The 21,203-nt window shown below is 66.8% G+C and carries 18 protein-coding genes and 1 tRNA gene; 14 read left to right on the forward strand and 5 right to left on the reverse strand.

Translation table 11 applies throughout. The features are described 5' to 3' along the window. Positions 1-5 precede the first annotated feature (5 nt). Positions 6-1,706 carry an Hsp70 family protein gene (locus tag ULB03_RS11740; RefSeq protein WP_322483288.1) on the reverse strand — a complete coding sequence of 567 codons (1,701 nt, stop codon included), beginning with the start codon at positions 1,704-1,706 and terminating at the stop codon, positions 6-8. 221 nt (positions 1,707-1,927) lie between these two features. On the opposite strand from ULB03_RS11740, the gene glsA reads away from it, so the two are divergent. The 3 genes from glsA (at position 1,928) to ULB03_RS11755 (ending at position 4,513) form a co-directional block, all read left to right on the forward strand. Next, positions 1,928-2,983: a glutaminase A gene (gene glsA / locus ULB03_RS11745; protein WP_322483289.1), complete on the forward strand. Its 1,056-nt coding sequence runs from the start codon at positions 1,928-1,930 to the stop codon at positions 2,981-2,983. Between the two features lie 112 nt (positions 2,984-3,095). Next, positions 3,096-4,019, forward strand: a complete 924-nt coding sequence (locus tag ULB03_RS11750; protein ID WP_322483290.1) for a hypothetical protein — start codon at positions 3,096-3,098, stop codon at positions 4,017-4,019. Next, positions 4,016-4,513, forward strand: coding sequence for a hypothetical protein (locus tag ULB03_RS11755; RefSeq protein ID WP_322483291.1), 498 nt, complete (start codon positions 4,016-4,018; stop codon positions 4,511-4,513). The genes ULB03_RS11750 and ULB03_RS11755 overlap by 4 nt, the downstream gene beginning before the upstream one ends. Before the next feature lie 83 nt (positions 4,514-4,596). Here the strand turns inward: ULB03_RS11755 and ULB03_RS11760 are convergent, their stop codons facing one another. Beyond that, on the reverse strand, positions 4,597-6,447 hold the full coding sequence (locus ULB03_RS11760) for a DUF885 domain-containing protein (RefSeq protein WP_322483292.1): 1,851 nt from the start codon (positions 6,445-6,447) through the stop codon (positions 4,597-4,599). A 296-nt stretch (positions 6,448-6,743) separates the two neighbouring features. On the opposite strand from ULB03_RS11760, the gene ULB03_RS11765 reads away from it, so the two are divergent. Next, a tRNA-Ser gene (locus ULB03_RS11765) sits at positions 6,744-6,833 on the forward strand. Between the two features lie 16 nt (positions 6,834-6,849). Here ULB03_RS11765 and ULB03_RS11770 read toward each other — a convergent pair. Next, on the reverse strand, positions 6,850-7,674 hold the full coding sequence (locus ULB03_RS11770) for a helix-turn-helix transcriptional regulator (RefSeq protein WP_322483293.1): 825 nt from the start codon (positions 7,672-7,674) through the stop codon (positions 6,850-6,852). A gap of 153 nt (positions 7,675-7,827) precedes the next feature. On the opposite strand from ULB03_RS11770, the gene ULB03_RS11775 reads away from it, so the two are divergent. Then, entirely contained in the window at positions 7,828-8,724 is an 897-nt protein-coding gene (locus tag ULB03_RS11775) for an SDR family oxidoreductase (protein WP_322483294.1), read from the forward strand. Positions 8,725-8,887: 163 nt separating this feature from the next. Beyond that, entirely contained in the window at positions 8,888-10,303 is a 1,416-nt protein-coding gene (locus ULB03_RS11780) for a sensor histidine kinase (RefSeq protein WP_322483295.1), read from the forward strand. Between the two features lie 34 nt (positions 10,304-10,337). Here ULB03_RS11780 and ULB03_RS11785 read toward each other — a convergent pair whose 3' ends face one another. Together ULB03_RS11785 and ULB03_RS11790 are read right to left on the reverse strand one after the other, a co-directional pair. After that, positions 10,338-12,227, reverse strand: a complete 1,890-nt coding sequence (locus ULB03_RS11785; protein ID WP_322483296.1) for a hypothetical protein — start codon at positions 12,225-12,227, stop codon at positions 10,338-10,340. 114 nt (positions 12,228-12,341) lie between these two features. Further along, positions 12,342-12,983 carry a hypothetical protein gene (locus ULB03_RS11790; RefSeq protein WP_322483297.1) on the reverse strand — a complete coding sequence of 214 codons (642 nt, stop codon included), beginning with the start codon at positions 12,981-12,983 and terminating at the stop codon, positions 12,342-12,344. Between the two features lie 297 nt (positions 12,984-13,280). Here ULB03_RS11790 and rpsB point away from each other — a divergent pair, with 297 nt between their 5' ends. The 8 genes from rpsB (at position 13,281) to rseP (ending at position 21,191) form a co-directional block, all read left to right on the forward strand. Next, a complete protein-coding gene (rpsB, locus tag ULB03_RS11795) occupies positions 13,281-14,060 on the forward strand; it encodes a 30S ribosomal protein S2 (RefSeq protein ID WP_040843524.1) in 780 nt (259 codons plus the stop codon). A 322-nt stretch (positions 14,061-14,382) separates the two neighbouring features. After that, complete coding sequence (gene tsf / locus ULB03_RS11800) at positions 14,383-15,300, forward strand: translation elongation factor Ts (RefSeq protein ID WP_322483298.1); 918 nt, start codon at positions 14,383-14,385, stop codon at positions 15,298-15,300. A 377-nt stretch (positions 15,301-15,677) separates the two neighbouring features. Continuing rightward, the gene (gene pyrH / locus ULB03_RS11805) at positions 15,678-16,400 is read left to right on the forward strand and encodes a UMP kinase (protein WP_322483299.1); all 723 of its coding nucleotides are present in this window, start codon (positions 15,678-15,680) and stop codon (positions 16,398-16,400) included. Positions 16,401-16,417: 17 nt separating this feature from the next. Then, entirely contained in the window at positions 16,418-16,960 is a 543-nt protein-coding gene (frr, locus tag ULB03_RS11810) for a ribosome recycling factor (protein WP_145730452.1), read from the forward strand. A gap of 55 nt (positions 16,961-17,015) precedes the next feature. Continuing rightward, positions 17,016-17,753 carry an isoprenyl transferase gene (locus ULB03_RS11815; RefSeq protein WP_322483300.1) on the forward strand — a complete coding sequence of 246 codons (738 nt, stop codon included), beginning with the start codon at positions 17,016-17,018 and terminating at the stop codon, positions 17,751-17,753. Further along, entirely contained in the window at positions 17,740-18,624 is an 885-nt protein-coding gene (locus ULB03_RS11820) for a phosphatidate cytidylyltransferase (RefSeq protein ID WP_322483301.1), read from the forward strand. Before ULB03_RS11815 ends, ULB03_RS11820 begins: the two co-directional genes overlap by 14 nt. Next, a complete protein-coding gene (locus ULB03_RS11825) occupies positions 18,615-19,844 on the forward strand; it encodes a 1-deoxy-D-xylulose-5-phosphate reductoisomerase (RefSeq protein ID WP_322483302.1) in 1,230 nt (409 codons plus the stop codon). Before ULB03_RS11820 ends, ULB03_RS11825 begins: the two co-directional genes overlap by 10 nt. 204 nt (positions 19,845-20,048) lie before the next feature. Next, positions 20,049-21,191: an RIP metalloprotease RseP gene (rseP, locus tag ULB03_RS11830; protein WP_322483303.1), complete on the forward strand. Its 1,143-nt coding sequence runs from the start codon at positions 20,049-20,051 to the stop codon at positions 21,189-21,191. The last annotated feature ends 12 nt before the right edge of the window (positions 21,192-21,203 follow it).

A 21,203-nucleotide genomic window follows, 5' to 3' on the forward strand; every position in this document is an offset into this window, starting at 1 on the left:
TCCGCTCACAGGAAGGTCTCGCCTTCCAGCTGGTCGAGCGCGTCGCTCAGGGCCAGGCGGGCGGTCTCGATGGCGCGCGGCTCCTGCCGTTCCAGGATGCTCTCGAACTGCGCCATCAGGTGGGCGACATAGGCGCGCTTCTCGCCCAGGAAGTCCTCATAACAGCGGGCGGCGCGGGCCAGCACGGCGCGGTTGGCCTCGGTGTCGCGCGGGTGGACCTTCAGCGCGGCCAGCGCCTCGCGCCGGATGTCCAGGTCGTCCGGCTCCGCATCCCCGTCGGTGATGACCAGGGTGCGCTGCTCCCCGGTTTCCGGAACATGGACATCCACTTCCAGCAGGCCGTTGATGTCATAGGTGAAGCGGCAGTCCACCGTGACGCCGCCGGCCGGCCGGGGCGGGACGGGGATGCTGACCTCGCCCAGGGCGACGTTGTCCTGAACGTCGCGCGACTCCCCCTGATAGATGGTGAAGGTCACCGCCTTTTGGTTGGCCTGCAGGGTGTGGAAGCTGCTGACCCGGCTGGCGGGTATGACGGTGTTGCGTTCCAGGATGGGGGAGAAGATGCCGGTGCGCAGGCTGCCGTCGGGGTTGCGCTCCGCCACGTCCACGCCCAGGGAATAGGGGCAGACATCGGTGATGACCACCTCGTTCAGGGCGGCGTCCCGGCTTTTCAGGCCGGCCTGCACGGCCGCCCCCAGCGCCACGGCCTCATCCGGATGGACGGAATGGGCGGGAAAGCGGCCGAACATGCGGGTGACGGCGCGGCGCACCGCCGGCATGCGCGTGGCCCCGCCCACCAGCACGATCTCACGCAGCGACCGCGCCTCAAGCTGGCCATCGCGCAACGCGCGCAGCACCGGCTCGCGCAGGCGGTTCAGCAGGCCCTCGGCCCGGGCCTCGAACGCCTCCGCCGTCAGCTCGTACTCGTAGGTCTTGTCTTTCCAGACGACGCGCACCGGGGCGGCCGACTGCTCGCTCAAGGCGCGGCGGGCGCGCTCGGCGGCGGCGCGCAGGCGCTGGTACAGCGCGTCGCTCTCGCGCGCGTCGCGGCCCCAGTCGGCGGCGAAGCGCTGGCGCAGGTCGTCCACGATCAACTCGTTGAAGTCCTCGCCGCCCAGCCGGTTGTCGCCGGCGGTGGCCCGCACCTCGATCACGCCCTCGAAGATTTCCAGGATGGAGACGTCGAAGGTGCCGCCGCCCAGGTCGAACACCAGGAAGCGCGTTTCCGCCTCCAACTGGTGGATGCCGTAGGCCAGGGCCGCCGCCGTGGGCTCGTTCAGCAGCCGCTCCACCTTCAGGCCGGCCAGTTCACCCGCGCGGCGGGTGGCCTTGCGCTGCTTGTCGTTGAAGTAGGCGGGCACGGTGATGACGGCCTCGGTCACCGGCTCACCCAGATAGGCCTCGGCGTCGGCCTTCAGGGACTTCAGCACCAGGGCCGACAGCTCCTCCGGCAGGAAGTCGCGCTTGCCCAGGCGGGTGACACGCTGCGACCCCATCAGGCGCTTGAAGGCGGTGGCGGTCAGGGTGGGGTGGGTGGCCTGGCGTTCGCGCGCCGGCAGGCCCACCAGCACCGTGCCTTGCTCATCCAGGCTGACGGCGGACGGGGTCAGCCGGTGGCCCAGGCTGTTGGGGATCAGGTCCGCCTTGCCATCCCGAAAGATGGCCACTGCGGAATTGGTGGTGCCCAAATCGATACCGACGATCAACCCAACACTCCTCCTGAAACACCAGGCGCCCGCAACATCGACGTCAAGCCCGCATGATGCCCTTCCCGTTCTATCTCCCGGCGCGGCGCGGGGAAAGGGGCGGATGGTCACTGGAGGCAAGAGATAGGGCGTATGACCGCGCCGCCCACGCCGCTACAGTGATGGCAATCGCCGGCGCCGACATGCCGGCCAGTCTGAAATGCGAGGGGGATCATACGTCGATGACATCCGGTTTGAGCCGGCGGGCGTGCGCCTGGGGCGCCGCCGCCATACTCTCATTCGCCATGTTGGGGATTGGCGCCGCCGCCGCGCGCGAGGCCTTGCCGCCCGATGCCGCCATTCAGCAGGCTGTGGACCAGGCCTATGCCAAGTTCAAGGGCGTGATGGATGGGGAGAACGCCAGCTACATCCCCTACCTCGCCAAGGCCGATCCCAAGCTCTACGGAATCGCCGTGGTAACGGCGGATGGTCGGGTGTTCAAGGCGGGCGACGCGGGGCAGGAATTCCCCGTTGAGTTGATCGCCAAGGTCTTCACCCTGGCCCGGGTGCTGAAGGACCAGGGGCCGGACGCGGTGATGGCCAAGATCGGTGTGAACGCCACGGGCCAGCCCTTCAACTCCGTCCTGGCCATCGAGCTGAACAACGACAAGCTGACGGGTAGCCCCCCGGCCGGCAATCCTCTGGTCAACGCCGGGGCTATCGCCGCTGCCAGCCTGGTGCCGGGCGCCGACCTGACCGCCCGCTGGAAGACGGTCCTGGACACGGCCTCCGCCTTCGCCGGCCGGGCGCTGGCCCTGAACCAGGACGTCTATCAGTCGGAAATGGCCAGCAACCAGCACAACCAGGCCATCGCCCTGCTGCTGCAAAGCTATGACCATCTCTACGCCGACCCGGCGATGACGGTGGACCTCTACACCCGCGAATGCTCCTACAACGTCAGCGCGGTGGACCTGGCCACCATGGGCGCCACGCTGGCCAACGGCGGCACCAACCCGATGAGCCGCAAGGCGGTGGTCGATCCCGCCACCAGCGCCCGCGTGCTGGCCGTCATGGCCACCGCCGGCCTGTACAACACCACCGGCGAATGGCTGTTCAAGGTGGGCCTGCCGGGCAAGAGCGGTGTGGGCGGTGGCATCCTGGCGGTGGCGCCGGGCAAGCTGGCCATCGGCGTCTACTCCTCCCGCCTGGACGCCGCCGGCAATAGTGTGCGCGGCCAGTTGGCGGTGCAATCCATCGCCGAGGCGCTGGGCCTGAACCTGTTCGCGGCAAGCAAGTAGGCAACAGGGCGAGGGGGCGTCGGAGCGCGAGAACGGCTGCCCCCTTCACCTTTAAATTGACAAGAACAAAAATAGAACATACGGTGCTCTTCCAGCAACAGGGAGAGCGAGCATGGATGGTTGGCAGCGTCGGTACCGCCTGAGCAACGGCCCGGGTGGCCTGGGGATCAGTTGCACGGCCGAGGGCCTGGCCCTGGCCGGCGTGCCCCTGCTGGCCAAGGGCGTTGGTGGTTTCCACGTCCGTTCGGCGGCGGAGGTGGAAACCTTGCTGAAGCGCGCCTATGCCGGCGCGGAACCGGGTGCTGCCGTCTTGCCCGGTCTCACCAAGATCGCCGACGCGCTGAACCGGGGCGACCTGGCCCAGGCCATGATCCGCGCGGTTCATCTGCGCCTGCCGGAATTGGACTGGGATGCCGCCGTCCGCCTGGCGCGGGCCAACGACAATCTGGCGAAGTACAGCCCCGACCAGCCGCGCGATGAGGACGGGCGCTGGACCGACAGTGGTGGCGCGGCGAAGCCTCAGGCAGGTTTCGCGTTGCGGACCAACACTCAAGCACAAGCGGCGCCTCATGCCTGCGGTTTTTTGCGTGTTGAAGAAAAAGATTTGCTCCAACCGGTTAAGGCGCAGGAGCTTTTCAATAAAGAATATAAGAAATTACAGGACGAAGGGCTTTTGCCGACTCAGGGGTTCATGGCAGGAAAAATACTTCCTAATTTTGAATTCGTTCCACAGTTTGGCTCTCTACGGCCAGGGGATCGTGCCTTGCCATTTCCCACCCTGAAGGAAGCTCAAAAAGACGCGGATGAGCATAATGGGATAATCGTCGGCGGATACACCAAGGGCAATCATAGCCAAATTTTCCGAACGGCAGCCGCGCCTACTTACATTCCTGGATTCGGGAAATCCACACCTGAACAAACAATGAGATTCGCTATTTTACACGAATGGGGGCATCAACAACAGGGTGGACAATGTAAAGAGGATGAGTGCTGTGCGGACAGCTATGCCCTCAAATATATGGGAGGTAAAAAATGAGGATCATGAGGGTCATAAGCCTCATACCATTTTGTAAGATTATTTCACTTGTATCATGCTCGGCGCTACTTGGTTTATTTCTGATGTGGGAATTCCCGCCAATGACTGCTGAAGTCGGAGATTGGGAGCAGATCACGCTTAATACATTCTATGATTACATGGATCATGGTCCCCCAGGTGGCAATGAGTTTTATCTTTCTTTCGATGGCAGGGATCCGGGAAATGATGTTCTTGAGGAAATAAGGAAAAGATACCCGGGCATTATATTTCATCCAGATAGTGAGAACACAGAGTATGGACAATGCAGCACAGGAATTGTTGGGGATACATACAGGTGCAAATTGGGTGCGGTTGTTCATGCTGAGGCATTGAGCATATTGATGCGGTGGGTTGCCTTGGCACACGCGGGTTCTTGGCATTGCGGTGGCGACCACTGGCTCTTTAAATTCTTTGGCCGGTGGGTCGTGTTTTCCAGGCGCGTCGGCTGCGCGTGACCACGGCGGTGGTGTGCGAAAGGGGGGCGTGACCTGGATTGATACGGCGGCCGGAACCTTTCCCGGCCGCCGCCTGTCCAGCCTCAGGCTTTCATCGCCGCGATGTGCTGGTCGATGATCCGTTCCAGCAGGGTCAGGGGCACGTTGCCCGACAGCACCAGGGCGTCGTCGAAGCGCTTCAGGTCGAAGCGGGCGCCCAGGGCGCCCTCGGCCTTCCGGCGCAGCATGTTGATCTGGTTGTGCCCCATCTTGTAGCCGCAGGCCTGGGCCGGCATGGCGCAGTAACGGTTCAACTCGCTGCGCAGCTGGGCCACCGGCATGCCGGTGTTGGCATGGAACCAGTCCAGCGCCTGTTGGAAGCTCCAGCGCTTGGCGTGCATGCCGGTGTCCACCACCAGGCGGCAGGCGCGGAAGCCGATGGATTGCAGGTATCCCAGCCTGCCCAGCGGGTCGTCGTCATAGGCGCCCAGCTCGTTGCCCAGTTGCTCGGAGTACAGCGCCCAGCCCTCGGAATAGGCGTTGAAGGCCAGATGGGTGCGGATTAGCGGCAGCTTGTTGGCGTATTCGCCCTGCCAGATATGGCCGGGGATGCCCTCATGGTAGCACAGCGTGGGCAGCGAATAGCGCGGCCAGATGCTCGTGTCCTTGAGGTTGATGTAATAATAGCCGGGCACGCTGCCATCGATGCTGCCGGCCGAGGCGTAGCCGTTGGGGGCGCCGTCCTGGATGGCCGGCGGCACGCGGCGGATGACCAGGTTGCCCTTCACCAGGGTGGCGAAGGCGCGGGGCAGGCGGGTGCGGATGTCGGCGATGCGGCCGTTCAGGTATTCCAGCAGCTTGGCGCGCCCGGCATCGTCGTTGGCGAACAGCAGGTCCGGCCGCTTGCTCAGCGCCGTCATGCGCTCGCCCACCGTGCCCTGGGTCAGGCCCTGGGCCTTGAGCAGGGTGTCCATCTCCGCCTGGATCTGGGCGATCTGCTCGCGCCCCTGGGCGTGCATCTCGTCGGCCGTGCGGGTGGTGGTGGTGCCGGCCTTCAGCGCCCAGGTGTAGAAGTCCTCGCCTTGCGGGCGCTTCCAGATGCCGGGCTCCGCCACCGCAACGGCGCGCTGGGCCTTCAGCGCCGCGATCTGCCGGTCCAGCGCCGGCGCCACCTTGGCGGTGCACAGCGCCTCCACCTCCTGGGCGTAGCGGGCCGGCAGCTTGGCCTTGGCGGCGCGCTGGCGCAGGGACTCCACCAGGCCCCACTGGGCGATGGGCTCGGCGCGCGCCGGCACCATCTGGCCCAGCATGATGTCCAGCACGAAGTCGGGCGCCACCATGCCCAGGCCGCGCTCGTGGTCCAGGCGCTCCGCCTCCGCCGTCAACTGGCCGGCGTAAGCCTCCACCCGCGCCAGATAGGCGTCGGCATCGGCCGTGGTCTCCACCGTGTGCTGGGTGTCCAGGAAGGTGGGCTCGTCAACATAGGCGCCCCCCAACTGCGTCACGGAGTAGGGCATGTTGCGGAAGCTGTTCTGCCCGGACAGCGTGCCGACGTCGCCGAAGGGGAAGCGCCAGCCCTCCACCGCCGTGCGGAACGAGTCCTCGGTCACGTCCACGTTCAGGGCCTGGGCGGGCGACAGCCGGGCGCGATCCACCGCCTGCAAGGTCTTCAGCGTCTCCGCCGCCCAGGCGGCGCGCGCCCGGTCGGCGGCGGCGGAGCGGTCGGTGAGGCGGCCATGCAGGGCGGCGCGGGCGTCCTTGTCGATGCCCAGGGCCGTGGCGTTTTCCGGATATTCCACCAGCAGCCGCTCGGCGATGCCGGCCAGCAGCGTTTCCGCGGCGGCGTCGCCCGGTGCGGTGGCGGCCTCGGCGGCCCGCACCGTCAAGGGCAGGGCCAAACTGGTGGCCACGGCCGAGGCACCCGCCAATAAGGCGCGGCGGCTGATATCCGACATGTCTTGCTCCCTGTTTCACCACGAGGTCATGGCAACTGCCTGATGTTGCTTGTACCCGGCCTTGGGTGAGGGGCGCGAGGGGGAATTGCCGGGATGAGCGGCAGCCACTTCCATTCGTCCTGCCCATGGCGCCGGAATCGTGGGGGAGCCCTGCGCAACCGTATGGACGCGGGCGGGGCGGGAATGCTAGACGATGGGTCCGCCCGGCCTAAAGTGCCGGGACGTCGGTGGGAATCGGGTGGCCAAGCCTCTTGCCTTGGTCGAGAGATATCCGGTAAACCCCTGATGTATAAGACGGATGGGTGGCCGAGTGGTTTAAGGCTCTAGTCTTGAAAACTAGCGGACTCGCAAGGGTCCCGTGGGTTCGAATCCCACCCCATCCGCCACGGCCCCTAAATTCCCTCAAATCAGCGATTGAATCCGCCGGGCGTCCTCCTCCGTCGCCGGGTTGTAGACCACCAGGGTCAGGTCGGTTCGGCCGTCCACGGCGAACGTGGAGAACTCGAAAGATAGCGGGCCCAGGACGGGGTGGCGGATTTGTTTCACCCCCTCGTGCGGGGAACTCACCACGTCATTATCCCGCCACATCGCGGCGAATTCGGGGCTGAGCCGGCTCAGTTCCTCCACCAGGGGTTCCACCGCCGCCGTGGCGCCCGCGCGGGCCGCGTCGATGCGGAAGGCGCCCAGGACGAACCGGGCCACGCTGTCCCAATCGTATTGCACGGCACGGGCGCTGGGATCGAGGAACAGGGTGCGCAGGATGTTGCGCCGCTCCGGCGGCAGCGCCCCGTAGTCGGTCAGCATCACGGTCGCGGCCCGGTTCCAGGCCAGAACATCCCAGGTTGCCGTCCGGATGATGGCGGGGCAGGGGTTGAGCGCGTCCAGCACGCGCTGCAGCCGGGGGGTGATGCTGTCGTTCTGGCGATAGCGCGCCTCGGGCGGTCGGCCCAGGCCCAGCAGGAACAGATGCTCGCGCTCCGCCTCCGTGAGCATCAGGGCGCGGGCGATGCGGTCCAGCACATCGGCCGAGGGCGCACCACCCCGGCCCTGTTCCAGCCAAGTGTACCAGGTGGGGCTGATGTTGGCCCGCTGCGCCACTTCCTCCCGCCGCAGGCCCGGCGTGCGGCGGCGACCCGCAGGGAAGCCCAGGGCAGCCGGGTCCAGTTTCAGGCGCCGGTCGCGCAGGTAGGTGCCCAGGCCGGTGCTGGCGGTTGCGGCGTCGCTCATCCGGGTAACCACTTTAATAGGATAACGTCACTACTTTACCAGCATAGCGCCGCCGCCAAGACTTGTCGCCATGAAGCCGGGTACAGGGCACCGGCCTCCGTCGTTCGGCTTCTTTCAGCGAAAACACTGACATCTGGATAAGGGATTCGGATCATGCGCGTGTTCGTCACCGGCGCCACCGGCAACATCGGCTCGGCCGTGGTCAGGGAATTGATCGCGGCGGGGCATCAGGTGCTGGGCCTATGCCGCTCCCAGGGAAAGGCGGCCGCGTTGGCGGCGGCTGGGGCGGAGGTGCATCACGGCACCCTGGAGGATGAGGACAGCCTGCGCAGTGGGGCCACCCGCTGCGACGGCGTCATCCACCTGGCGTTCAACCATGATTTCTCCCGCTTCGTCGCCAACTGCGAGGATGATCGCCGGGTGATCCGGGCGCTGGGCTCGGCGCTTGCCGGCTCAAGCCGCCCCCTGCTCATCACCTCCGGCACGCCCATCGCCAACACCGTTCCGGGTGAGCCGGCGAGGGAGGGCAACGCCATCGTCGGTTCGACCGTCCATCCCCGCGCCGCGTCGGAGGAAGCGGCGGCCGCCGTGGCGGCGGAGGGGGGCAACGTGTCGGTGGTGCGCCTGCCGCAGGTCCATGACCCGGTGACGCAGGGCCTTATCACCCCGATCATCGCCTTGTACCGCGACAAGGGGGAGTGCGTGTACCTGGAGGAGGGGCGCAACCGCTGGCCCGCCGCCCATCTCGATGACGTGGCCCGCCTGTACCGGCTGGCGCTGGAGCGGGCGGAGCCGAACGCGAAGTACCATGCCGTCGCCGAGGAGGGCGTGCCGATGCGCGCCATCGCCGAAGCCATCGGCCGGCGGCTGGAATTGCCCGTGCGGTCCGTGCCGGCGGCGGAAGCTCCGCAGTATTTCGGTTGGATGGCGCGCTTCGCCGGCCTGGACATGCCGGCATCCAGTGCCCAGACGCGGCGGGTGCTGGGGTGGGAACCGGTCGGGCCGGGCCTCATCGCGGATCTGGAGCGGCTGCAGGTTCCGGGACGTTAAGGCCATGGGTCAGTGAGGCCAAGGGGAACCGTCGCGCCACCCGGGTCAAGGCGCGCCGGTTCCCCGTGACCGGGTAAGGACAGGCGGGGCTTTCCCTTCGTATCGCCCGTTGTCCGATATATGCTGGCGGCCTCTCCGGCTGCGCAGCGTCCATTTGCCGTCCATGCCCACCGTATTGATCGTGTTTTTTATTATGAAGATCCTGAACGCCGGGATTTCGGCGCTGATCTGGAATGCCTACCGGCATCTGAGCGGCGTCCGAATGATCGCGACGGGGTTTATTATCGGTGCCGCTGCCTCCATCACCGGCCTGCTTTACAAGCCGGGGGCCGATTTCCTGACCGGCATGACCGGCTTCACCACCGCAGTGTTGACCAACGCGGCGCAATCCACCTGCATAAACGGGGCGATCATTTTTCTGGGCCAGCCGTCCCGCAAATGGCTGGTGCCGTTCTGTATCCTCGCCACGGTTATTTACTGGCCGCTTCTCCTGTACATCAATCCAACGGACGGCGCTTTGCGTGCCTTCGCGGGCGCCACTATCACCACTATCGCCCATGGTGCGGCCATCCCGGTGCTGTGGCGTCAGAAGGGGCATTGGTCCTGGCTGCGCCTGACACTGCTGCCGTACATCTTCCTAAATCTGGCCATTCAGGATGGTTGGGCGCTTTACCGGATCGGGCGGAGTTTGGCGGGAATGGCTGATCCGACGATGTTCTATCCGTGGATGGTCATCGAGGCCGGCTTGGCCCATCACCTTTGGTTCGCCTGCTTTTTGGCCATGCTGGGGTCGCGCCTGCGCGCCGACGTCCTGCAGCGCAACCAGGAACTGGCGCTTGAAATCGACCGGCGGCGTCACCTGGAACAGCAATTGGCCGCGACCTTGGCGACGGAACGCGAAATGAATGCGGAGCATCAGCAACTGCTGGACGTCCTGGTGCATGAAATCCGCACGCCCTTGACCGGTATCGACCGGGCGACGGAAATGCTGGAAATCACGTTGTCCCCCTTGCCGGAGGCCGGCGAGAAAAGACTGACCAGCGTTCGTGACGGCGTGCGCCAGGTCGCCGCCCTGGTCGACCGGATCGTTACCGACAAACGGGAGCCGCGTTCGGCGCCGGTGGTCCAGGATCTGGAATGGACCGAGGTGTTGCGCACCGTGCTTGGGGGGCTGTCGCACATGGACGCGGAAAATCGTGTCCGCGCGCTGGTTTCCCAACCGCCCCTGGTCTTCAGGGCGGACCGTGACATGATCATCGCCGTCCTGCGCAATCTGCTGGAAAATGCCCTGAAGTACTCCCCGGCCAGCGAGGGCGTGACCCTAACCGCGGCAAGGGGCGCCGATGAGGTGCGTTTCCAGGTCATCGACCGGGGCATCGGGATTCCGGAAATGGAACGCGAATCCGTAGGTCGACGCTTCTATCGCGCGTCGAATGCCCAGGCGCAGCCGGGGATCGGGTTGGGGCTGTTCATCGTCCGCCGCATGCTATCCCAGGCCGGGGGCACGCTGCGCCACGGCCCCGGCCCCGCCAATATCGGCACGACCGCCACCGTGACGCTGCCACAGCAGCCCGCCTGAGCGAGGGGACGAGCCGCCAGCGCTTCCGCCGTCGTCATTTATCGGGGGGCGGTGGTTCCATGATCCGTGTTTCCACGGATTTGGAACCTTTGCAGGCGCCATCATCGGGATCAATGTGCAGCCGCACGCCCGCCACCAACAGGTCCGGGCGGTTCGGCGGCACGGGGGTGGCGTCGCCGCGCTGCAAGGCATCCCGCACGCGATCACACCATGTCAGATCCCGGATCGTGCCGGTCTGGTGCCAGGCGTTCTGGCCGTCCCGCTCGAACATCGGCACCGTGCCGTACCCATCCTCCATCAGCACCGCGACGGGGCCGCCCGTTTGCACGCTGATGAGATAGGCGTTGCAGGGGCCGTTTCCGGCGATGGCGCAGCCTCCCTCACCCTGCCGCTGCTTGAGGGCGCTGTAGGTCTGAAGGAAATCCTCAGGCAGGCTTTGCCCGGCGGGATAGACCTTGATCCGGCTGGCCAGGTCTTGGGCTGTCACCGGGTGTTTCAGGGCGCCTTCCAATTGATAGCGACTACCCTTGATCAGCGCGGTGCTGGCGTTGGCGTGCAGGGTGTCGGTCTGCGTCGCGCTCCATCGGCTGTCGGTCTCCTGGCGCAAGGCCATGAGCGCGTCGCGTCCCCACCGGGCGCCGTCGAAGCGCAGGGCAACCACGTCAAGGTCGGCGGGGCCGACCGCGCCCGATCGCAGGCGGGCCATCTGGCTGACGACCATCAGCCGCGCCGGATCGGCGAGGGGAGTGAGCAAGGCCAGCAACAAGACCAGCGCGACGTGTGCGGTCAGGTGGTTGGTGGTCTCCAGTCGGCGCAGCCAATGGGGACCGCTCGGGTGGGGCGCGCGCAGCACGGCGATGACATAGCCGGCGGCGTATGCGGAGATGCCCAGGGTGATGATCGCCGCATCCACCCGCTGGGGTGTCCAGCCGTACTGCCCCACACGCAGGCCCAGGGCCCAGGCGGCCAGCGCCACCAGCGGCGCCAGGGCCAGGGCGCCCACCGAACCGGCCCAGCGCTTGGCCAGGATGGTGGTGCGCTCCGCCGCGCCGTCCTGGTAGCAGCAGTTGATCAGGAAGATCAGCAAAGCCGCCGTCGCCAGCAACAGCCCGCACGAGAAATGGGTGTTCCACAAGGGCGCCAGCGACAGAAAGGGCAGGCTGCCCAGGAAGCCAACCACGATCACCACCAACAGCGGCAGCAGCCAGGAAAACAATGTCAGCGCCAGGGTGCGGGCTCCCCGGATCAGGGACGGCTGCACATCGGTAACATGGATGGCGGTGGCCATGGCCAGGGTGGTGGCGGGCAGGGCGAACCAGTCATGCTCGATCAGGCGCCGGAAGAACGTGATTTTCAGCAGTTCGAACAACCCGGCGCCCAGGTGCAGCGTAAGCCAGAAGACGGCGACGAAGACCCCGGTCAATGCCGCCTGGACCCCTTGCTTCCAGGCGGTGTCGAAGTGTCGGATGTAGCTGGGGCGCCAGCGCCCTTCGGTGACGGCGTCCACGACCAGGGTATGGGCGATGAACAGGCCGATGGCTAGGCGCAGCCACAGGCCGCCATAATTCCAAATCACCGCCGGGGGCGCATGCGGGTTGTCATCCATCGCGGGGAGTTCCGGCAGCCGCCATCCCGCATACCAGCCGAGGCCCGCGACCACCACCGTCGCCGCCAACAGCCAGAGCAACAGCGGCCGCCGGGATAACTGCCCCACCCCCAGCAGTGCCAATAGGGGAATCAGCGACCAGATCATGAGCAGGGGAATGAACAGGGTGGGAACCGTGGCGGGCCAGGCCGGCGGCGGGGCCGCGGCCTCGATCAGCAGATAGAGGCCCGCCGCCTGGACGAGCGCGATCATCAGCCGGGCGATGAATGTCCTGGAATTCCAGGGGGACTGATCCGGTGCGCTCGTGTCCGTCGTCATGCTCATCCCATCGCTTGGTGTTTTTTCCACCATAAGCGGGACGTTGTGCAGGAGCGATGCAGGATTTAGGGATTTTCAGCGCTGAAGAGCGAGGCTTCAGCCTTAGCCCCCGCGCTACTCCGGCAAAATCTCCACCACCCGCGCCACGGGGCGCTCGGCGCCGGGGGCGGTCAGGGCCAGGTGGGCCAACCGGCCGTAGAGCGTCTCCCCCTCCCGGCCGCCCAGCAGGCGGGCCAGCGGCGCATCCGCCGCGAGGTGGAAGAACAGCCGCGGCCGGCTGAGGAAGGGCAGGCCGGCATCGGCCAGCAGGGTGCCGAAGGGCGTCCTTTCCGCCAGCGCCTCCGCCGCCACGGCCGGCGGCAGGGCCAGCAGGTCCACGGCCAGCAGGCCCAGGGCCAGGGGGCCCCCATCCGTCTGCCTGGCCAGGATGACCCGGCGGCGCAGGCGATCGAGGCCCGGGCCCTGGTCCCGGACACGGGCCTGGACATTGACGCTGACCGGGCAGCCGGCATGCCGGGCCAGGGCGGCGGTCATGCCGTCGATGTGGTCCAGCCGCGGGCGTACCGCGTCCGGCAGGGCGGCTGCCGTAACGACGGTGAAGGCCGTTGGCTTCAGGTCCCGATCCGCGTGGCCCAAATCGGCGTGGCCCCAATTGGCGTGGCCCAAGTCGGTATAACTGAGGGCCAAGGCGGCGCGCACCTCCGCGATCGCGGAGGCCTCGTCGGATTGGGCCGGGGTTTCCAAGGGGGCGAACATGCCGGGCACCATAGGCGCGCGCCCCGGGGGCCGCAACCTCGGGAGCGACGCCTTAATCCCGCGTCTGCGACCGGGCCCGCGTGGGGCGCGGGGGACCCCTTTCGTTCCCGCAAGGCCGGGGACGTGCTTCGGGGTTGAAATCGCCGGGGCGGCGGAGTATCACACCGGCCATCGTCAATCCCACACGTGGGCTTGCGGGGCGCCCTTATTATCTGGGTGGTCCGCTTCCGGTGTCTCAAGGCCATGTGGCCGAGAGGCATTGCCCACGGAGGCCAAACCGGAGAAAGGTTCCGTTTCATGGCTATGCCTACCTTTACCATGCGCCAGCTGCTGGAAGCCGGCGTGCATTTCGGTCACCACACCCGTCGCTGGAACCCGAAGATGGCCCCGTACATCTTCGGTGTGCGCAATGGCGTGCACATCATCGACCTGGAGCAGTCGGTGCCCATGCTGCACCGCGCCATGCAGGCCGTGCGTGACGTGGTCGCCGGCGGTGGCCGCGTCCTGTTCGTCGGCACCAAGCGCCAGGCCCAGGAGAAGGTGGCCGAGGCTGCTGGTCGTTGCGGCCAGTACTACGTCAACCACCGTTGGCTCGGCGGCATGCTGACCAACTGGAAGACCATCTCCCAGTCCATTAAGCGCCTGCGCGAAATGGATGAGCTGCTGGGCGGCCAGATCGCCGGCCTGACCAAGAAGGAACTGCTGAACCGCACCCGTGACCGCGACAAGCTGGAGCGGGCGCTGGGCGGCATCAAGGAGATGGGCGGCCTGCCCGACATCCTGGTCATCATCGACACCAACAAGGAGTCGCTGGCCGTTCAGGAAGCCAACAAGCTGGGCATCCCCGTGGTGGCCGTGCTGGACAGCAACAGCAACCCCGATGGCGTGACCTTCCCGATCCCCGGCAACGACGACGCCCTGCGCGCCATCGAGCTGTACTGCGAGCTGATCTCCGGCGCCGTGCTGGATGGCCTGCACGCTGAGATGGCCGCCTCGGGCATCGACGTCGGCGCTTCGGAAGAGGCCCCGGTGGAAGAGATCCCGGCCGAGGAAGCCGAAGTCGCGGCCGAGGCCTGAGTTTAAGCGAACGGCCGGGCCGGGGCTTCCGTAACGGAGGTGCCGGTCCGGCCGCGTTGCTGTCCGGGGGCAGGGTGCCCCTGGAGTGCCTGGGCTCCATGGACTGTTTTCCCCATGGACCGTATTTCCAATGGAATGCCTTGACGGCATCCCATCCCAGGCCGACCAACCGCCCCGTTTCGGGGCGGCTGTCATATGGGTGGCGCCCCACCGGGGTGGCGACCCAGCGAAATTTCCCGGATGCGGACGGCGACGTCCCTCCGATCCCTGATCAAAATCCCTGCGGACGCCCGTCCGCCCTGACGCGATGAGAGAGGCGAAGATGGCTGAGATTACGGCTGCGCTCGTTAAGGAGCTGCGCGAGAAGACCGGCGCCGGCATGATGGACTGCAAGAAGGCCCTGAACGAGGTCGCCGGCGACATCGAGGGCGCCATCGACTGGCTGCGCAAGAAGGGCCTCGCTGCCGCCGCCAAGAAGGCCGGCCGCGTCGCCGCCGAGGGCCTGGTTGGTGTCGCCTCTCAGGGCACCGTCGGCGCCGCCGTCGAGATCAACGCCGAGACCGACTTCGTCGCCCGCAACGACCTGTTCCAGGCCCTGGTGTCCGGCGTGACCAAGCTGGCCCTGGCCGATGCCGACGTCGAGTCCCTGAAGGGCCAGGCTTTCGGCAACGGCCGCACCGTCGCTGAAGAGCTGACCCACCTGGTCGCCACCATCGGCGAGAACATGAACCTGCGCCGCGCCGCCCGCCTGTCGGTCACCGACGGCGTGGTCGCCACCTATGTCCACAACGCCCTGACCGGCGGCCTGGGCAAGATCGGCGTGCTGGTCGCCCTGGAGTCGACCGGCGACAAGGCCAAGCTGCAGGAGCTGGGCCGCCAGATCGCCATGCACATCGCTGCCGCCCGTCCGGAAGCCCTGGACATCGCCGACGTCGACACCGCCGCCCTGGACCGTGAGCGGAACGTGCTGGCCGACCAGGCCCGCGCCTCGGGCAAGGCCGAGGACATCATCGCCAAGATGGTGGAAGGCCGCCTGCGCAAGTACTACGAGGAAGTGGTGCTGCTGGAGCAGACCTACGTCATCGACCAGGAGACCAAGATCCGCAAGGTCGTCGAGAACGCCGCCAAGGACGTGGGCGCCCCGGTGAAGCTGACCGGCTTCGTGCGCTTCGTGCTGGGCGACGGCATCGAGAAGGAAGAAAGCGACTTCGCGGCCGAAGTGGCCTCGATGGCGCGCTGATCCGTCAGCCTTCCGAGCGTTGAGTAAAACCGGCGCGTCCAGCGATGGACGCGCCGGTTTCTTGGGTGCCTGCCCCCGGTGCGGGGTGGGCGTCCGCCCCTTCCGGCGGCACCTTTTCTGTGTCAGCGCGGGATGGCGATTTCATCGACATTTCCCTGTAGGTAGAGTGGTTGCTGGTGCCATTGCCGGCGCCGCTCCCTTCGTACGCCTCGATTTCGGCTCAATTCCGCGCTCCATTGCATGAGCCCCCTGCAACGCCAGGCTTGGCGGCGGGGGCCGGTTTGCAGTAGAGCTATGCCGGATCTGACCCCGGACACTCGTGGCTTCCCAACCCGGCTTGCCGCCGGGCCCACCCATTGGCGAGAGGACCTGACCCCGTGGCTGCCCGATACCAACGCGTACTTCTGAAAATCTCGGGCGAGGCGCTGATGGGGGACCGTGAATTCGGTCTCGACCAGAAGGTCGTCAATCGCGTCGCCGACGAGGTCAAGACCGTCATCGCGATGGGTGTCCAGGTTTGCCTGGTCATCGGCGGCGGCAACATCTTCCGCGGCGTCTCCGGCGCCGCGTCGGGCATGGAGCGCGCCACGGCCGACAACATGGGCATGCTGGCCACGGTGATGAACGCGTTGGCCATGCAGAGCGCGCTGGAGCGCATCGGCGTCCCCACGCGGGTTCAGTCCGCCATCCCCATGGCCAGCGTGTGCGAGCCCTTCATCCGCCGCCGCGCAGTGCGCCACATGGAAAAGGGCCGGGTGGTGATTTTCGCCGCCGGCACCGGCAACCCCTTCTTCACCACCGACACGGCCGCCGCCTTGCGCGCCTCGGAAATGGGCTGCGAGGCCCTGCTGAAGGGCACCAAGGTGGATGGCGTCTACACCGCCGACCCGAAGAAGGACCCCACGGCGGAGCGCCTGTCGTCGCTGAGCTACCTCCATGTCCTGTCGAACGACCTGCAGGTCATGGACGCGACGGCGATTTCGCTGGCGCGCGAGAACAACATTCCCATCCTCGTCTTTTCCATCCATGAGGAAGGCGCCTTCGCCGAGGTCATGGACGGACGGGGTCATTTCACGATCATTACGGAAGAAGAGGCTTGAACGTGGCCGCTCCCTCAATGGACGACATCACCCGGCGCATGGATGGCGCCGTCGAAAGCTTGCGCAAGGAATTCGCCGGCCTGCGCACCGGCCGCGCGTCGGCCAGCCTGCTGGAACCGGTGACGGTGGAGGCCTACGGCTCCCACATGCCTCTGACCCAGGTGGCCACCGTCAGCGTGCCGGAGCCGCGCCTGATCACCGTGCAGGTGTGGGACCGCACCATGGTCAAGGCGACCGAAAAGGCCATCCGCGAGGCCGGCCTGGGCCTGAACCCGCAGACGGATGGCCAGATCATCCGCGTGCCCATCCCCGACCTGAACCAGGAGCGCCGCCAGGAACTGGTGAAGGTGGCCAACAAGTACGCCGAGCAGGCCCGCGTGGCCGTGCGCAACGTGCGGCGCGACGGCATGGACATGCTGAAGAAGCTGCAGAAGGACGGCGACCTGTCCGAGGATGAGCACAAGACGTGGTCGGACAAGGTGCAGGCCCTGACCGACGCCCACATCAAGAAGATCGATGAGGCGTTCACCGCCAAGGAAAAGGACATCACCCAGATTTGATGTCCCGTTTCCCCGCCCGCGCCCTAGACCGTCCCAGTTCCTGTCCGAGAGTCCCATGTCCGGTGCCGCAGTGCCCCTGAACGTCCGTCCACCCGCCCATATCGCCATCATCATGGATGGCAATGGGCGCTGGGCGACGCGCCGCGGCCTGCCGCGCACCGCCGGCCACAAGAAGGGCGTGGAGGCGGTTCGGCGCGTGCTGGAGGCGGCGCGGGAAATGGGGGTCTCCTACCTCACGCTGTTCAGCTTTTCGTCCGAGAACTGGAGCCGGCCGGAGGGGGAGGTCAGCGAGCTGATGCACCTGCTGCGGTTCTATCTGCGGGGGGAGATCGCCAGCCTGCACAAGAACGGCGTGCGGCTGCGCATCATCGGCGACCGGTCGCGCCTGGCGCCGGACATCATCACGCTGATCCAGAACGCCGAATCCCTGACGGCGAACAATACCGGCCTGACCTTGGTGATGGCGCTCAGCTACGGCTCGCGCCAGGAAATCGCCAACGCCGCCCGCCATTTGGCGGAAGAGGTGCGGGCCGGCCGGTTGACGCCCGATCAGGTGACCGTGGACCGCTTGGGCGCATCCCTTTATACCCAGGACATCCCCGACCCGGATCTGTTGATCCGCACCAGCGGGGAAAAGCGCATCAGCAACTTCCTGCTGTGGCAGATGGCCTATGCGGAGCTGGTGTTCGTGGAAACGCTGTGGCCGGACTTTGGTCGCCAGGAATTGGATGACGCCATCCAGGAATTCCATCGGCGCGATCGCCGGTATGGGGCAACGGTTGGAACGCGCTGAAGGGCTGTTGGCCAAGCTGCCGGGTGATTTGAAGACCCGTATCCTTTCCGCCTTGGTCCTTGGCCCGCCGGTCTTGGCGGCCGTGTGGCTGGGCGGCCTTGTCTTCCAGGCGGTCCTGGTGGCGGTCGCCGTCATCGCCGGCCTGGAATGGCTGCGCCTGGTGGTGCCGGGCCGTCAGCCCTGGGCGACGGCCATGGGCCTGATGACCATCCTGGTGACGCTCAGCGGCGAGTTCGTGGCCGGTCCGCTGTACGGCCTGGTCCTGCTGACGGCGCAGACGGTGCTACTGTGGTGGGCCGCCGCCGGGGGGCGCCCCGGCGCTCCCCCGGCCGGTGACGCCGCGGCGGGGCAGGGCGGACGCCTTCCCGCGCCCCTGTTTTTCGCGCTGATCGTCCCCTATGTCGGTGGCGGTTGCCTGGCGCTGGATTGGATACGCAACCGCGCCGGGCCCGAGGCCATCTGGCTGTTCCTGTTCCTGCTGCTGGCCATCTGGGCCACGGACATCGGCGCCTATGTCGCCGGCCGCGCCATCGGCGGGCCCAAGCTGGCGCCCCGCATCAGCCCCAAGAAGACCTGGGCTGGCCTTTTGGGCGGCATGGCGGCCGCGGCTTTGGTAGGGTTGGCGCTGTCGCCGCTGGCGACCGTCTCGTCACCCGGAGCCGGCGCCCTGGTGGCGGCGGTGATCGCCGTGGTGGGACAGGCGGGCGACCTGTTCGAATCGTATATGAAGCGCCGGTGCGACGTGAAGGACAGCGGGGCGCTGATCCCCGGGCACGGCGGATTGTTGGATCGTATTGATGGGCTGGTCATGGCGGCGCCGGTGTTCGCGCTGTTCCACGCCCTGATTGGGGAGAATGGGTCATGGTGGTGAGTTCCCTGCAGGCCGTCGCGGCGGCCCAAGTGGCGGTATCCGAGGGGGCGGCCGCCCCCGCGCCGGCCACGCGCACGGTGACCATCCTGGGCTCCACCGGCTCGGTGGGCTGCAACACGGTCGAACTGGTCGCCGCCGATCCGGAGCGATACCAGGTCGAGGCGCTGGTGGCCCGCAAGAACGTGGACCTGCTGGCCCGCCAGGCCAAGGAACTGCGGGCCAAGGCCGCGGTGGTGGCCGATGAGGCCCACTACGCCGCCCTGAAGGACGCGCTGTCCGGCACCGGCATCGAGGTCGCGGCCGGCGCGCAGGCGGTGGTGGACGCCGCGGCGCGTCCGGCGGACTGGGTCATGGCCGCCATCGTGGGCGCCGCCGGCATGGAGCCGACGCTGGCCGCCGCGCGGCGTGGCGCCACCGTGGCCTTCGCCAACAAGGAGGTGCTGGTCTGCGCCGGCGCCCTGATGATGGCCGAGGTCAAGCGCCATGGCGCCACCCTGCTGCCCGTCGACAGCGAGCACAGCGCCATCTTCCAGGTCTTCGACTCCGAGCGGGTGGAGGGCGTCAGCCGCCTGATCCTGACCGCCTCGGGCGGGCCGTTCCGCAACAAGACGCGGGAAGACATGGCCCGCGCCACGGTCAAGGAAGCCGTGGCGCACCCCACCTGGGACATGGGCGCCAAGATCTCGGTCGACAGCGCCACCATGATGAACAAGGGCCTGGAGGTCATCGAGGCCCACCACCTGTTCGGCATGCCCGAGGACAAGATCGACGTCCTGCTCCATCCGCAGTCGGTGGTGCACAGCCTGGTGGAATATATCGACGGCTCCGTCCTGGCGCAGCTGGGCACGCCGGACATGCGCACCCCCATCGCCGTGGCCCTGGGCTGGCCGCGCCGCATCGCCACCCCGGGTGAGCGGCTGAACCTGGTGACGTCCGGTCACCTGGAGTTCTACGCCCCCGATCCGGAGAAGTTCCCGGCCCTGCGCCTGGCGCGCGAGGCCATGCGCGCCGGCGGTTGTGCCGCCTGCGTCATGAACGCCGCCAACGAGATCGCTGTCGCGGCCTTCCTCGACGGGCGCATCGGTTTCCTGGATATCGAACGCATTGTCGAGCACACGATGACGACTGTGCCGCATTCGCGCCTTAATTCACTGGACGATGTGCGCGAAGTCGATACCGTGGCGCGGCGGATTGCGTCTGAAGCGATTCAGGCGCGATAGGAAACGGGGGTCCCGGCCGTTCAAGGATGACCGGGGCCTGCCAGTCAGGTTGCGACGCCTCCGTCGGTGACGGTTTGTTCACCAAGGGGGCGCACCATCGCGACCAGGCGAATGGGCCCCTTCGTATGCGTGTCCCAGTTCCCCAGCCTTGCGGCGGGATGGCGGGAAGCCCGGAAGGAGGGGGTGTTATTGGAGTTTGGGACGATGCATCAGATCGTGAACTACGCCAGCACCTATGGTGGCACCTTCCTGGTGGTGTTGACCGTCCTCGTGTTCGTGCACGAGTTCGGCCACTACTACGTGGCCCGGCGCAACGGCGTCCGGGTTGAGGTGTTTTCCATCGGCTTCGGCCCGGAAATCTGGGGGTTCAACGACCGTGCCGGCACGCGCTGGAAGTTCAGCGTCATCCCGCTGGGCGGTTACGTGAAGATGTTCGGCGACGCCGATGCCGCCAGCCGGCCCGGCGCCGAAACCCGCGCCATGACGCCGGAAGAGCGCGCCGTGTCCTTCCACCACAAGCGGGTGGGCCAGCGCGCCGCCATCGTGGTGGCCGGGCCCATGGCCAACTTCCTGTTCGCCATCGTCGCCTTGTCCATGCTGTTCATGTTCTACGGCCAGCCCTACACGCCGGCCGTCGTGCAGCAGGTGGAACCGGACAGCGCCGCCGCGGCGGCCGGTTTGCAGGCTGGCGACCGTGTGCTGGAACTGGGCGGCCACAAGATTGAGCGCTTCGAGGACCTGCAGCAGATCATTGCCGTCAATCCGGGCGTGACGCTGGATGTGACGGTGCAGCGCGGTGACGCGCAACTGGGCCTGAAGGTCACGCCGCGCGCCGTGGAGTCGGAAGACCGCTTCGGCAACAAGAGCCGCATCGGGCGCCTGGGCGTCGTTCGCGGCCAGGATGAATACCACCGCCGTGATCCGCTGAACGCGGTGTGGGCGGCGGCCAAGGCGACCTGGGCGCTGGTCGTGGGCACGCTGGACGCGGTGGGCCAAATGATCGCAGGCACCCATGGCACGGAAGATTTGGGCGGGCCGCTGCGTATCGTGCAAATGTCCGGTGAGATGGCGCAACTGGGCCTGGTCCAGGTCATCTGGTTCATGACCGTGCTGTCCGTCAACTTGGGCCTGATCAATCTCTTTCCCGTCCCCATGCTGGACGGCGGGCATCTTATGTACTATGGCCTGGAGGCTTTACGGGGCCGTCCCCTGGGCGAGCGCGCTCAGGAATATGGTTTCCGGATCGGCCTGGCTTTGGTACTTAGTCTCATGATTTTCGCCACTTGGAACGATCTGATCCACTTCGGTGTGGGCAGCTTCGTTAAGTCTCTGATCTCCAAAGTTTGACCGGGGGAAATA

This window comes from Nitrospirillum goiasense (assembly GCF_034427435.1).
Lineage (GTDB): Bacteria > Pseudomonadota > Alphaproteobacteria > Azospirillales > Azospirillaceae > Nitrospirillum.

Bases quoted from the DNA above. Each gene is read 5' to 3' on its own strand.
- glsA (WP_322483289.1), top strand. From the start codon at position 1,928: ATGACATCCGGTTTGAGCCGGCGGGCGTGCGCCTGGGGCGCCGCCGCC.
- ULB03_RS11750 (WP_322483290.1), top strand. From the start codon at position 3,096: ATGGATGGTTGGCAGCGTCGGTACCGCCTGAGCAACGGCCCGGGTGGC.
- ULB03_RS11755 (WP_322483291.1), top strand. From the start codon at position 4,016: ATGAGGATCATGAGGGTCATAAGCCTCATACCATTTTGTAAGATTATT.
- ULB03_RS11760 (WP_322483292.1), bottom strand. From the start codon at position 6,447: ATGTCGGATATCAGCCGCCGCGCCTTATTGGCGGGTGCCTCGGCCGTG.
- ULB03_RS11770 (WP_322483293.1), bottom strand. From the start codon at position 7,674: ATGAGCGACGCCGCAACCGCCAGCACCGGCCTGGGCACCTACCTGCGC.
- ULB03_RS11775 (WP_322483294.1), top strand. From the start codon at position 7,828: ATGCGCGTGTTCGTCACCGGCGCCACCGGCAACATCGGCTCGGCCGTG.
- ULB03_RS11780 (WP_322483295.1), top strand. From the start codon at position 8,888: ATGCCCACCGTATTGATCGTGTTTTTTATTATGAAGATCCTGAACGCC.
- ULB03_RS11785 (WP_322483296.1), bottom strand. From the start codon at position 12,227: ATGACGACGGACACGAGCGCACCGGATCAGTCCCCCTGGAATTCCAGG.
- ULB03_RS11790 (WP_322483297.1), bottom strand. From the start codon at position 12,983: ATGTTCGCCCCCTTGGAAACCCCGGCCCAATCCGACGAGGCCTCCGCG.
- rpsB (WP_040843524.1), top strand. From the start codon at position 13,281: ATGGCTATGCCTACCTTTACCATGCGCCAGCTGCTGGAAGCCGGCGTG.
- tsf (WP_322483298.1), top strand. From the start codon at position 14,383: ATGGCTGAGATTACGGCTGCGCTCGTTAAGGAGCTGCGCGAGAAGACC.
- frr (WP_145730452.1), top strand. From the start codon at position 16,418: ATGGACGACATCACCCGGCGCATGGATGGCGCCGTCGAAAGCTTGCGC.
- ULB03_RS11815 (WP_322483300.1), top strand. From the start codon at position 17,016: ATGTCCGGTGCCGCAGTGCCCCTGAACGTCCGTCCACCCGCCCATATC.
- ULB03_RS11825 (WP_322483302.1), top strand. From the start codon at position 18,615: ATGGTGGTGAGTTCCCTGCAGGCCGTCGCGGCGGCCCAAGTGGCGGTA.
- rseP (WP_322483303.1), top strand. From the start codon at position 20,049: ATGCATCAGATCGTGAACTACGCCAGCACCTATGGTGGCACCTTCCTG.